A 13,672-nucleotide genomic window follows, 5' to 3' on the forward strand; every position below is an offset into this window, starting at 1 on the left:
GGTGCCATACATCTGTTTCTTCCCATCATGAATCAAAAGCTTGTCGATAAAATAAGCTTGATCTTGGGGTTTGATATTTTCTCTGGCTGTTTCAAAAATCTCCTGCATTTCTTCATGAGGAGCGTGCAGAGCAAGAGTCACCATCGCACGATATACTTCTGGATTTTCTGGATCAAAGGAAAACTGATTGCAGGTGAGACAGCCTAAAAACTTTTTTGAAACCTTTGTGTCCGCCTCAACAAATTCTTTATGAGGAATTTTCCCCTCTTTGAGAGACTTTCTAAGGCTCTGGTCTTCATTCAATAATTCATCCAGTTCATTCATGATATTACTATCGTGCAAAATGGGCTTTTATGCAATGGATTCTTGGAAAAACACAAATAGAACATTAGTCCCCAAAGGGGCTACACCGAGGCGAAACATCTGCTACAATAAAACTACTATGACAGTACGCAATGTTTTTGCGGAAAGGTCAGTATGTTTGGACAAACCAACACGAATATCTCTCTTTTTAGTATTGCCAAAAAACAGCCTTGATATTCGCCCTATACAATGAGGGTTATTTCTTGAATAGCAAGGGGTTATACTCTACCATTACAAGCCATTAAAACCACCTAGGCTGAATCTGATGGATCTCCAGAGGAACAAAAGTCTCTATGGAATTGCCTGTGAACTAGAAGAACTTTCTATTTGACTTATTTTGTAAAAAGTTGTAAATTAGACTCATATTTTGTGAGTTTATTGTAGTCTTATATTTATTAAATAGTATGAATATTGTTAAAAAAATATTACCTCCCAGACTTGATAAAAGTAAACTAATAGGCGTCATCGCTCCAGCTGACCCTGTTGCAGGTGTGTGTCCAGAAGAGACCATTAAACGTGGATACGAATACTTAAAAAGCAAAGGATTTTCTGTGACTGAAGGACGTTCAGTAAAATTTCTTACCCAAAAACACACTGCAGGAACAGCCTTGTCTAGAGTTGAGGATATTCATGATTTTATAAAAAGAGAAGATATTGGATGCATTATGGCATTTTGGGGTGGTTTTAATACAAACCAATTGCTTGATAAGTTGGACTATGATCTGATTAAAGCAAATCCAAAAATATTCATCGGGTACTCTGATGTCACAGCACTTACGACTGCAATAACCGCCAAGACGGGACTAATAACCTTTTCTGGACCGGGAGTAATTTCATTTGCTAAACCGGAACCTTTTGAATATACTTGGGACTATTTTGAAAAAATGTGTATTAGCCCACAGGAAAGTCTTACTATTGAACCATCTCAAAACTATGCAGATGATCTATATTTTTTACGAGAAGATGATGACCATAGAATCAAAAAAAACAACGACGGCTTAAAAATATTCACACCAGGGAAAGCGGCTGGTGAGATTATTGCCGGCAATCTTCAAACTCTATTAATCTTAAACGGCACCGAATACCTGCCAGATATTACTGGAAAAATTTTATTTATTGAGGAAGATGAAACAAGCACTCCGGCACATGTTGATAGATTTATTTATCAATGTAAACAACTGGGATGGTTCAACAAAATATCTGGGCTAATAATAGGAAGATTTACAGAGCAGTCCAGTTTTTCTTCAAAAGATTCTTTGGAAGATATCCTAAAAGATCATCTTTCCGAAGCAAAATTCCCGATACTCTATAACGTAGATTTTGGGCATTCTGATCCGTTGATTACTATTCCGAACGGCGGTTTTGCAACCATTGACACCGAAAAGAAGCAGATTATGTTTCGGCAGGCAGTGGTGTGATAAAACTATGTCTAACAATAAAAATCAATCAATAATAAAAAATATAGAAAAAGTATTGAATGATAAAGTTTCTTATAAAAAAGGAGATTTGTTCCATGTTGTCAGTTCCATTACAAAAAAGAACAAGGCAATAAAAAACCTTACCAATAAGAATAAAACTCCTTTTTACGTTTTTGACCAGCAAGCACTCGATAGTTCTATAGATATTTTTCTAAAGGCATTTCAAAATGAGATTTCTTCTTTTAAGGCTTATTACGCCATTAAGATTAATCACCATCCATTAGTTGTTAAACGTGCTGTCGAAAAAGGCATGGGACTTGATGTTGGAAGCCCACGTGAAATAGACATTGCAATAAAAGCAGGGTCAAGAGATATTGTTTATTTTAGCCCTGGCAAAACAAAGAACGATTTACTTTACGCACTTAAGTATGCCGATATAATTACCATCAATATCGATAGTTTCAATGAACTGGAAAAATTAGGTACCTTAACAAACCGAAAAAAGAAAAAAATTAAAGCTGGCATACGGATCCATACTGATCAATATGGCGATTGGAAAAAATACGGGATTCATATTAATGATCTAAAATCTTTTTTCAAAAAAGCGCTGGAGTACCAGTTTATCGACCTCCAGGGCATTCATTTCCATATGTCTAGGAATAAAGATGCGACATTTTACGCAAATACAATAAAAGAATTAGGCACTTATCTGAAAAATAATTTTAATTCAAGTGAGTTGCAAAAAATTAAATATGTTGACTTTGGTGGTGGATTTGAGGTCTACGAATCGGAAGGATACTATCCTTACAAAACACCACAAGGCAGTATTATACAAACCGTAAATTCTTATAATGGAGAAAAGTCTACATTTGATGTTCCGTATTATATTCGCGACGCTGTCAAAATTAGCGACTATGCCAAAAAAATTGGACAAGCAATTAATCTACACCTCAAACCAATCATAAACGCAACTTACTATTCCGAGCCTGGGCGTATTATATGCAATGAAGCTATGCACATAGTTCTTTCTGTGGCCGATGTAAAAAACAAAAATAATGTTGTGCTTGATGGTGGCGTAAACATGGTTGGTTGGCAACGTTTTGAGCACGAGTATTTTCCCTTAATAAATTTGTCGTCACCATCAAAAAAAGAAACGGGGTGCAATATGTGGGGCAATCTTTGCACGACATGGGATATTTGGGGATACTATTGCTACGCAAATAGAATACGAGAGGGAGATATCATTGTCGTTCCCAACCAAGGAGCTCTTACTTATTCACTAGCACAAAATTTTATTCAACCAATTCCTCCAGTTTATAAAATATAATTTAAAAAAATGAAAAAAGAACTATCCATCACACCGGAATATATCAAGGGTCTGTCATATACAGATTTTGTTGGGCTAATTAACCAATGGAATGTGCTACCCGGATCACATGTCACTTTATCAAAATGGGCATGTTTCTCTGGATTAAATAAAAATTCTCGTCTTTTAGAGGTGGCTTGCACTACGGGTTTTTCATCCCGCGAGCTAGCACTGCTTTCAGGCTGTAGTGGCGAGGGATTTGATCTTTCAGAAAAATCCATCAAAATGGCCGTCTACAACAAAGAACAATACGCACCGAAAATTGATTTTTCGTATTCTGTAGCCGATGGATATAAATATAAATCCGATAAACCATTTACTCACATAGCAGTCGGTGCTTCTCTTGGGTTTTTTCCTGATCCAGCAAAAATGTTAGAAAGATGCATCAGTATGCTCAAAGACGGCGGATACATTCTCGCTTCTCCATTTTATGTGACAAAACCACTACCTCAGACACTGATGAAAAGAGCTCAAAAAGTATTCAATATCACTCCAACAGGAATTCCTTACAAGGAAATCATGAAATCATACAACAAGCTTGAAGTGATTTTTGAGGAGCGAAACAGCTTAGTTCAAGAAACCGAGGGGGAACTTAATTACTATTGCAAGTGCACCATAGACCGTGCATGCAAAATGCTCGATATTGCAGATGAAAAAGTATACGAAGCTATGTATAAAAGACTTTACGAAGTAAAGAAGATGTCTAATGACCTGCGTCCTTATCAGATGTATAGTGTACTTGTTTTAAGATACAGAAAGGCCGTATATCCAAATAGATTTGTCGAGCTGTTTTAAAAACATGATCCTAACTGGAAGCAAAATTAAAGATGAAATAAAATCTGGCAATATTGCCATAGAGCCATTTTGCGACGAACAAGTTAATCCAAATAGTTATAATTATCGACTTGGTTCTACTATAAAAGTTTTTGATGGATTCGACGGTGACAAAGCTGCTTTCAAGGAGATAAAAATTCCGAAAGACGGTTATATTTTAGAGCCAAGAAAGATGTATCTTGCCACCACCAAGGAAGTGATCGGCAGTTCAAAATATGCAATGTCCCTTATTGGCAGAAGTTCTATGGGCAGATATGGCCTATTTTTACAGGTATCAGCAAATCTCGGCCACACCACGTCGAAACATAAATGGACACTAGAAATCGTAGCCTCTCTGCCTATAAAACTATATCCTGGTATGATCATAGGACAAGTTTCGTTTTGGAAAAACTATGGCACAGTTAAGAAATATGACGGCAGATACGGTCATTTAAACCATCCTCAGGAATCATTTGTTCCCATAACTTAATACCAAAAAACATGATACTAACAGGCAAAAAAATAATTGAGGAATTTAAAAAGGGAAAAATTGATATTTCCCCTTTCGATAAGAAAAGAATAACCACAAACTCTTATGACCTATCATTGGGCCCTACGATTATTCGATACAAATCTGGTGTTATCGATCCAAAATGTAAACCTCAACATGAAGAAATAACTATACCAGAGGAAGGACTGGTGCTTGAAGCTGGAGATTTTGTTTTAGGCCATTCCAACGAACGAATAGGTAGTGATTTTTATGTTCCAATTATACACGGAAAATCTGGTACAGCTAGAATGGGGTTGTTTGTTCATGTTACCGCTGATTTAATAGACATTGGATCGCACGGTGTTACCACTTTTCAACTATATGCTACTCTCCCAGTCCGTTTATACCCAGGGATGCTTATTGCTCAAGTCAGTTTTTGGCTTCCTTTAGGAGACATCATTTTATACAAAGGTAAGTACCAGAATAGCACCGGACCACTTCCATCTCTAACATATAAAGATTTCAAATACGATATTTTTAAAAAGAAATAATATTTACGACCTGAATTCAACCAGTTAGTGCAACGCTCGCAGCTACATGTATGTTCCTGATAGTTAGTACGCTTCTACAAACATCAGAAGGAGAAAGACGATGTCAAATCTTTTGCTTTGTCTTATGGAATCTAAGGAAAGACAACTCAGCAAAAGGAGAAAGGTTAAACCGATATCATTGATCATAAATATCTTGTTCGTGATTTTGCTCATTTTTGCAATGAGAAGGGGCTAGGCTAACAGCCTAGCTTTTTTGTTTACGAGGTTGACAAACTGACTATTTTATATTAGTTTAGTGGTGGCATTGTTCGTTAACAATAAACCCAATTAAGGAGGTGTCTCATGGCAAGAAAGAGTGAAAGGAAGAGGGCTACTGCTCTCGAAATCGACCCTCTTGCGTATCGCCGTGAGGCACCAAGAGGATCCGTCGAAGTCTGCACCCTAAACACTGTGGTTTATGGAGAAAAAACCATCGTTGTTGGAAGGCTTATGCTTTCTGACAATACTGGTGAGATCTCCAAGCTCGGAGTGTTTGGCACACTGGAAGGAAAGGAAATTCTTACGCTTGAAAGAATCGAGGGGAATGGATTATCGATTCCTGCATACCTCATGCGCACACCAGAAAACATCGAGGCAATGGACTCCGTTATCCACTATGGAGATGTCGTGATGTTGGAGGGTGTGAAGCTCTGTGTTTCAGGAAAAGATGTCCTCCTTGGAGACAAGATCAGGTTGCTTTCCAAAGCAACGGGTGATGTTTATGACAGCAACATTGATTTCCGCAAGAGATCAAATTTGTATGCTCATAGACATCTTCAATTGATTCAAAACCAAGGGAAGATTCTGCATTTCCGGAAATGTTCGTTGGTATTCCGTGCAATAAGGCAATTCCTCTATAAAGAGGGATACGATGAATTAAGCATGACCTTGCTTCAGGAAAGTTTTGAGGCTGGTCTGGCTGATCCGTTCGTGACGCACGTAACCGAACACGACAAAGATATGTATTTGAGGTTGACGTCAGAACTGTTTCTCCGAAAGTTGATGGTTGCTGGATTCTCGAAGGTGTTTGAGATTGGCAAATCATTCAGAAACCAAGGAGCTACGGCTGACATGCTTCCTCAGTTCACAATCCTTGAACTGTATCGTGCGTATGCCAGCAGAGAAGAGATAGAAAACCTGACCCAGGATATGATCTGCGAAGTTCTTATCCAGTTGTACGGTTTTCCGTCAATTCCCACTGCCAGAGGAGAGATAGATTGCTCTGGAAACTGGCCATCCTACGATTTCATGGAAGAAATCGAGAAGTATACGGGCATAAGATATGACGAATCACGTCCTGTCGAAGAGCTGGTACACATTCTAGACAAAGCGGAAATTGCTCATCCTACAAAGGTGAACAAGTATACTGTGGCTACCGCCCTGTATTGTCACGTGATGGCTCGCATCACAGGACCTGCTTTTCTGAGGAACTTGCCAGCAGCTCAGTCTCCGATTTTCAAGGTGAATGATGATGGGTCAACCGTTGATGAGACTCTTCTAGTTATTAACGGGATGCTTGTCGCCGACCTTGTTAATCCAGAGCGTGATCCTCGCCTTATCAGACAACGCATGGAGGAACAGCTGGCTTACCGCAAGGAAAGTCAAAATGGTGGTGTCAACGAAGACATCATCAACGCAATGAAGTTTGGTTTACCTCCGTGCCGAGGAATTGGAATGGGGATGGAGCGTCTTCTTATGCTTCTGTTGAACACGGAGGACATAAGAGATGTGGAACTCTTCCCTGTCTTTTGAAGTATGGGTCGTATCAACAACCCCGTGTCAGATTTTCTGGCACGGGGTTTTTATATATAAAAAGGGGCTACAGACAGTGTCCATAGCCCCATTGAAACGATTTACTACACAGATAGGCGAGGGTCCTTCTACATATACCCTCGAGATCCTTCATTCAGCTTCGGGTAGAGGCGTTGCATCCACCCGTTGACCATCGCCTTCGGCAAAGAACTTTCCAGCGAACGGAACGTCAGTGTTGCCACAACATTCTTTTGGTCTGGTTTGATGCCGAGGTTCAGTTTCGCCTTTTCCGGAAGCTGGTCATAGGGAATTTCAGAATACTCGATTTTCTCTATGAAGACAGCGTCCTGTCCCAGCTCATCGCGAATTTCTTCGCAGATATCTTCCTCTGTTTTTTCGACAGATGTAGAGTAGGATAGCACCCTCTTTGTTGACGGCTGGTCAGAAACGGTGACGAATTTTTCAAGATTCATCATCTGACGCCTTATCCGAGGATCGTCCGATCTCAGGACTCGAATGTCATCGATACCTTTGATGATCATGACGAGCCGATCAAGACCCATACCCAGAGCGAGCCCTGAATACTCTTCAGGATCAAGACCGGCGTTTTTGAGGACGGTCGGATGAGCTTCGCCACACTCGAGCACTTCGAGCCACGACCCGTTCACAAAAACTTCCACCTCAAGACCGTGCATTGTGTAAGGGTGTTCAACCTCATTCGCCCGGTATTTACATCCCGGAATAACACATTCCAGAATAGTTTCCACCAAGTGAATCAGGTCTAGCCTGGCGAAACGAGGAGACCCACGTTTGATTCGCCAGACGTCCATCTGATGTGGCTCACCGCAATGGGTCTTGTCGACAACATCACGACGATAGCACATCCCCGGCAAAACAACGATTGTTTCGACGATACCATTCTGAGATGCTTTTTTGAGCCAGCTCGGAATGGCTGACGAAGTGTGAGTACGCAAGACAGTGTCTTCCGTAACATACCTCGTATAACGAGAAGATCGTCCAGCATTATCCGATGGGAAGAGAAGATCGTCGAAGTTTTCCTTTGAGGAAACTTTGGGGTTTGAACGAACCTCTTCGACAACCGTTCCGGCGTAGGATTTCTCCAGTGCCCGTTTTACGTTGCCAGCAACAATGTTGATGGCATGAACCCCATTCTTGGGATCAGTAAGGTCTGGAACGGCCAAAGAGGCCTTCAGACGCTCTGGCGACATAACTTCCTTTTTCATGATCGCGTTTCCTTTTCTGTCTGTGCCGTGTCATTTCTGACGTGGCTAGGTTTGAGTGGAACTAACTTCTTGTACTCTTCCAAGTAGTCCCTACGCAGGACCGCCAGCCATCGGCCGGCCTTTGCCTTGTTGGAGTCATTCGTGGTCGCAAAGATCATCTCAAATGCGGCCGATGGGCTACTACTCTCATCCACCAAAAAGACGATTTTCTCGTCTCCTAATATGGAAGAGCACCGTGCCTTGATTTCTTGAGCAGATCTGCTCATGGCTTGATACCTCCTATCTTTGGTATTGTGAAAGAACAACACCCACAGGAACACCCCATGGATACCCAATGATACATCTTATTGATACTTATGTCAATAATAAGTGGTAATATGCACACGTATGTCGGCTTTCTCATTGAAAAATTTGATAGAAAAAAATTCGAGAAATTTTACAAAAACACCAGTAGAGAATTTTCTGCTCAAAAAAATGCTGAGATTTTCAATTCTATCTACAATAAATCGTTAATCGATATTGAAAATATTTGGAAAGAAAATATCCAGTCCTATCGTTTGTAACACAAGTGAGATAGGCGTACAATTAAACTACTATGACAGTACGCAATGTTTTTGCGGAAAGGTCAGTATGTTTGGACAAACCAACACGAACATCTCTCTTTAGTATTGCCAAAAAAATAGCTTTGATATTTGCCCCACACGATGAGGGTGATGGTTCTTTTGATGTCATTCATGCTGAGCATGACGAGACGGGGTTGCCTCACAAGGAGGACATACCACTCGTGTCAGAACAAGTGTGGTTGAGAGATGCTTCAAAAAACAAAAACTCTATTAAAGCGCTTTCTTCCCTCTTCGATTTTTCACCCCGCAATATGGTTACTAGCTTTGATTCGCTCCAATTCTAAGTAACACGTACTATGAAAACGAGAAGCTCAAAATTGAAATTGTCCGCTGTTAAAAATTCTCCTCTTCAATTTTGGTTTCTTCGGTTTTCTTCAAAAACAACTCATTCGTCTCAAAAGGGACACGCCCCTACACCAGTTTTGGTTTGGTTCCGCAAAGCCAAACAAATACTCCGTAGCTTAATTACCCTTCAAAAACAAAATCACGTCTTCAACATTAAACATGGGCGAAACTTTGTTAAACCAAAACTGGTGTCGGGGTTCACTCTTATTGAACTTCTGGTGGTGATTTCGATTATTGCGTTACTCGCTTCGGTTATTATGGCTGGAATGCAGGATGCTAGATCCAAAGCCGGAAACTCTGCAATAATTCAACAAATTGATGCCTACACCAAAGCCGCCGAACTATATCGACTTGATTATGGAAAGTACCCATCAAATTCACCTTCAAATACAACGGCCTACTGTCTCGGTGACTACAAAAACATTGGTGGCGCCCCCGACAACGCAGCTTGTGGGTACGGTTTAACAAATGAAAGTGCTACACTACAAAGTGCTTTCCTCGAAAAGATCTCGCAATTCAAAGCAGTTAGTTCGCAACCTGTTATAGTTGGTGTTGCCTTTTTAGGAGCAACATATGAGTGTACGACGAGTGCCTGCGATGGTTTCAAGATTAAATGGGCACTTCAAGGTGATATCCCTTGTGGTTTAGGGGCAAGCAAGACACTGATATCTCCCAATACTTGGTGTGTACTCACCAAATAAAAAACCCACGCCATGAAGACGTGGGTAATAAGAGAAGCAAAAACAGAGGGCGTCTGCTTTTACATTTCTGTTTGTCGAAGCTTTCGGCGAACCTGTGTCACCACAAGTAGTGTACCAAGGCCGAATAGAGTGAGTGCACCTGGTTCCGGCAAGGGTACGATGCTCATAGTCTTCGAGCCTGAGCCTGAGATATCATTCGCCACATCGTTGTAGGCGAAGGTTGTCTTCAGGTAATCGAAACCTTGGATAAAAGCCACGGTGTTATCAAGCTTTTCCTGGTCTGAAGAACCAAGAACGCCGTCAGATGAAACACCGACGCCGACAGGGTCCCCGAACAGCAAGGTGTCAACAGGGTCTCCGACAACAGTTGTCCAAACACCCTGATATTTACCCCATACACCAAATGGATACGAGTCGCCGTTTTGGAGGCCGAGGGTGCTAAAATCCTTGACATAGCCCAGGAAGTTGCTCCCACCGCTCTCGAAAGTGATTGTGACATTCCGAATATCCAGACTGCCGGAGTCGATTGAGATGATTGAACCACCAGGACCGATACGGTTACCGGTTTCATTAAGAAACACAGAACCAAAGACAGAAGCAGGATCTGCTTTTGCCAACCACGAGCCAAAACTCGAAGTTACGAGCAAGGCTGGATCAAGTGTGTCGCCGATAAATTCAACCGCCGAAGGATTCACAGTGATGTCAGTGGGATACGACAACCCCATGAAATAGAAATACATCCACGGCTCGTTGTGGGTCGTCATGGACCCTGGATACACCGGCATCGGTGAGGCCTGAACGTCGATCGTCAGGACGCTCGCCGCCGCTGCGGTCTGTAGGGTTTTGAAGCCCGGCAGAAGTAACGAACCGAACAGGACAAGAGTTCCAACGAGAGTCAGATAAGAAGTACGCATAGTAGTCTCCTTTGGCCCAGCACGGAGTGCTTTTGGGCCTTCTCCAAGCTTGCGCTTGGAAATTTTTGTAGAAGCCCGGAACCAATTCGCAAAGAACATCTTTGCAAATCCCTAAGGCCTAGAACCTAACGCCTAAAGCCAGTTTATATAAATCAATGTTGTTCCCTCACCTTTCGGCTTAGGATGCCCTCAACACTGAGTATTTTTAAAATAACGAGTTTAGAGGCTCTATTGAGCGCTCTATAAGCCCGAGTACGCTTGCGCGATCTCCAAGGCTGTTCTATATGTATTATACACCCGTTGACCTTTTGTGTCAACTCCCCTTTTGTGGTCAAATATAGGGACCTAACTTAGTCCGCTTAAAACTCCTTCGACAAACTTCTTTTTCTCCTCGTTATACTTCGGTTTGCCGTATATACCCTAGTCAATCATTGATATTAATGGTATGGTTGCATAGGAAATGGGCAATTAGCACCTATGGATGTTCCACAGGGTTGTCTATTAAGCGCAAGCTCTTTTACAAAAAGAGAGGTGCGATATGAAAACGGCAACCTCCGCACAACGGAAAGCCGTGATCGGCAAGATCGATCTGAAGAAGGTCGCTCTAAGCAAATGCGCATGCGGATGCTCGTGCTGATCGGTGTGGAGCCGGACGCGTGTCCGGCTCCTATTCCTAAATACTCTTACCCTTCTAAGGAGTAAGCAATGCAAAACTGTGCTTTTCGTATATCCAAGTGGACACACGTTTTCCAAGGAGTGGGTAATGGGTATTTTGCCCTATATCATTCACTTGGTATGGACGTGGTATTTCTCGAAGAACAGTATCGTGATGTTGTAAAAATTCTCCAACTCGGCACAACCCCAGAACACCTCCAAGAGAAGTTCCTGGATCTTTCCGATCAACTCGATAAGGTAATCGAGGAACTTTTGAGGGTTGGCATGATTGTTCCGGTGGAGACTGACGACATGGCTTTACTAGAAGAGAAACGAAGAATACACATTCTTTCTCCAGGTCTTGAAACTCTGTATCTTCTTGTCACGGACCAATGCAATCTTCGATGTGGGTATTGTTTTATTATCAACAATATGCCCGAGGGATACAGACATTCAGAAATGAGTTTTGATACAGCAGTGGAAGCCATCGACATGTTCTTCGCAAACTTAGTGAGAAATCCTCCAGAGTATTTAAAATTGACCAAGACTATTTTCTTCTATGGAGGAGAGCCCCTGATCAACTTTAAGTTGATAAAGCTAGTTGTTGAGTACATAGAAGCCACCTACGGCGCAGAAGTTGCGGCGATGGGTGACAAATTCCATCTATCAATCGTAACGAATGGCGTTCTCATCAACGAAAAGATCGCGGCTTTCATTGCTTCACGAAACAATATCGACATTGCCATCTCAATTGACGGTGTCGAAGAAGTTCATGATGAGCAACGGACGTGTATCGGTGGTCAAGGATCGTTTGCAAAAGCAATTCGAGGCTACCAAATGCTTCGTAGTGCCGGTAAAACGGATGTGTCTATTTCGAGTACGGTTGGTGCTCATAACATAGATCGACTACCAGAGCTTCTCCAACTTCATCGTCGTTATGGGTTTGCTTCAATCAATCTTAATCCCCTGACTGATACGGCTCAGAACCTCATGAGTGAAGAGTACATGGAAGCTGTATCGCAGCGAATGATTGAGTACTTCAAACTTGCTCGCGAGGAAGGAGTGTACGAAGATCGAATGATGCGCAAGGCCAAGTCTTTCATAGATAAACGTATTCACGCTTATGACTGCCAGGCGTTGGGAGCACAGTTAGTGTGTTCTCCCGACGGCCAACTTGGTGTTTGTCATGAAGGCGTTGGCCTTAAACAGTTCTTTTTTGCTAAAGTCAGTAAGGATTTCGATTTTCATAATAATCCTGTCATTACTGAATGGAAACACCGAACTCCACTCAATATGCCTCAATGCTATAATTGCCCAGCCATTGGTATGTGCGGTGGTGGTTGCGCGTATGCCTCATGGCTACGCAATGGCAGCATTTGGGCAGTTGATGACAGATTCTGCATACACTCTCTCTCTTCTCTAGAATGGCTGATCTGGGATCTGTTCGACCGCCTATGATTAAAAATCTCACAATCTGCAAAACCTCTTGCCTTAATCGGTAAGAGGTTTATTATTTTAAATGCATGGTAAACATTAAACTCAACAAAGAATTAGACTACGAAATATATAAGGACTTCTGGGATTTCAAAACAGCCGGAGTTGATTTTGGTATGACGATACAAAAAGAACACCCATTAATTACTCTGGATAATCATAAAGAATATATTGATAAGTTCTATTCAACAAATCAAACAGCGTTAAATTCTGTATGTAGTGAACTTCAACTTGAAGTATCTGAAAAACAAGAAGTATTTTTTGATGCTTTACGGAATTTGTTCGAAATAGATTTTAGAAATAAAAATTACACGGGATTTCTATCCATATTTAACTGCAATCCGAGATTTGTAGAATCAAAAACATTTCAGGTTTTTTACAAAAAAGATATCCCACACAAAATTGAAGTTATTTTTCATGAGATCATGCATTTTGCTTTCTTTGACTATTGCGAAAAGAACCTGAAGTACAAAATTAAAGGAATGGATACTAATTCTGGACCACTTTGGGAACTTTCTGAAATATTCAATATTATTGTCTTGAATGAACCAAAGTTTAAGAGTTTGCTTGGTATGGAAGAAAAATTATTTTATTCTGACCTAAAAGAAAAATGCGAGGTGGTAAAGAAAATTTGGTCGGAAGAAAAAGAGAATTTGTTATTTTTTTTGGAAAAGAGTATTGATTATATAAATAGCACCAACCTTTCGCAATAGCTCTCGGTGACATGAATATGAAATACATTGTTACAATAAAGACTTCTGAAACTTTCACTCTTTTCTGTATTTTATGAAAAAAACAATTTATATTATTCCAGGACTTGGCGAATCTAATAGGTTAATTCGCTATCAAAAACTCGCAGCCGAACTGCAAGGTAAAGGTTGTGTTATAAAAAAAATAGATCCCGA

General features: G+C 41.0%; 12 protein-coding genes. 9 read left to right on the forward strand and 3 right to left on the reverse strand.

What is annotated here, in order from left to right; genetic code table 11:
• Nucleotides 1-324: hypothetical protein (locus tag WC026_RS16435; protein WP_372712088.1), on the reverse strand; the 324-nt coding region annotated here is incomplete at its 3' end.
• A 443-nt stretch (nt 325-767) separates the two neighbouring features.
• Here WC026_RS16435 and WC026_RS16440 point away from each other — a divergent pair.
• The 6 genes from WC026_RS16440 to WC026_RS16465 all read left to right on the forward strand — a co-directional run bounded on the left by WC026_RS16440 (nt 768) and on the right by WC026_RS16465 (nt 6,792).
• The gene (locus WC026_RS16440) at nt 768-1,781 is read left to right on the forward strand and encodes an LD-carboxypeptidase (RefSeq protein WP_372712089.1); all 1,014 of its coding nucleotides are present in this window, start codon (nt 768-770) and stop codon (nt 1,779-1,781) included.
• Nucleotides 1,782-1,788: 7 nt separating this feature from the next.
• A complete protein-coding gene (locus tag WC026_RS16445) occupies nt 1,789-3,108 on the forward strand; it encodes a hypothetical protein (RefSeq protein ID WP_372712090.1) in 1,320 nt (439 codons plus the stop codon).
• 9 nt (nt 3,109-3,117) lie between these two features.
• A complete protein-coding gene (locus WC026_RS16450) occupies nt 3,118-3,942 on the forward strand; it encodes a class I SAM-dependent methyltransferase (RefSeq protein WP_372712091.1) in 825 nt (274 codons plus the stop codon).
• Between the two features lie 4 nt (nt 3,943-3,946).
• Nucleotides 3,947-4,450 (forward strand): hypothetical protein, encoded by a 504-nt coding sequence (locus WC026_RS16455; RefSeq protein ID WP_372712092.1) that lies wholly within the window; start codon nt 3,947-3,949, stop codon nt 4,448-4,450.
• 11 nt (nt 4,451-4,461) lie between these two features.
• Nucleotides 4,462-5,001: a dCTP deaminase gene (gene dcd, locus WC026_RS16460; protein ID WP_372712093.1), complete on the forward strand. Its 540-nt coding sequence runs from the start codon at nt 4,462-4,464 to the stop codon at nt 4,999-5,001.
• Between the two features lie 342 nt (nt 5,002-5,343).
• Nucleotides 5,344-6,792: an amino acid--tRNA ligase-related protein gene (locus WC026_RS16465; protein ID WP_372712094.1), complete on the forward strand. Its 1,449-nt coding sequence runs from the start codon at nt 5,344-5,346 to the stop codon at nt 6,790-6,792.
• Nucleotides 6,793-6,920: 128 nt separating this feature from the next.
• On the opposite strand, the gene WC026_RS16470 is transcribed toward WC026_RS16465, so the two are convergent.
• Complete coding sequence (locus tag WC026_RS16470; protein ID WP_372712095.1) at nt 6,921-8,036, reverse strand: hypothetical protein; 1,116 nt, start codon at nt 8,034-8,036, stop codon at nt 6,921-6,923.
• A 940-nt stretch (nt 8,037-8,976) separates the two neighbouring features.
• Between WC026_RS16470 and WC026_RS16475 the strand changes: the two genes are divergently transcribed.
• Nucleotides 8,977-9,705: a type II secretion system protein gene (locus tag WC026_RS16475; protein ID WP_372712096.1), complete on the forward strand. Its 729-nt coding sequence runs from the start codon at nt 8,977-8,979 to the stop codon at nt 9,703-9,705.
• A gap of 59 nt (nt 9,706-9,764) precedes the next feature.
• On the opposite strand, the gene WC026_RS16480 is transcribed toward WC026_RS16475, so the two are convergent.
• Nucleotides 9,765-10,619 carry a hypothetical protein gene (locus WC026_RS16480; RefSeq protein WP_372712097.1) on the reverse strand — a complete coding sequence of 285 codons (855 nt, stop codon included), beginning with the start codon at nt 10,617-10,619 and terminating at the stop codon, nt 9,765-9,767.
• A gap of 705 nt (nt 10,620-11,324) precedes the next feature.
• Here WC026_RS16480 and WC026_RS16485 point away from each other — a divergent pair.
• Nucleotides 11,325-12,731 carry a radical SAM protein gene (locus WC026_RS16485; protein ID WP_372712098.1) on the forward strand — a complete coding sequence of 469 codons (1,407 nt, stop codon included), beginning with the start codon at nt 11,325-11,327 and terminating at the stop codon, nt 12,729-12,731.
• 65 nt (nt 12,732-12,796) lie between these two features.
• Nucleotides 12,797-13,480, forward strand: a complete 684-nt coding sequence (locus WC026_RS16490; RefSeq protein ID WP_372712099.1) for a hypothetical protein — start codon at nt 12,797-12,799, stop codon at nt 13,478-13,480.
• The last annotated feature ends 192 nt before the right edge of the window (nt 13,481-13,672 follow it).

Source organism: Hyphomicrobium sp. (assembly GCF_041674905.1).
Lineage (GTDB): Bacteria > Pseudomonadota > Alphaproteobacteria > Rhizobiales > Hyphomicrobiaceae > Hyphomicrobium_B.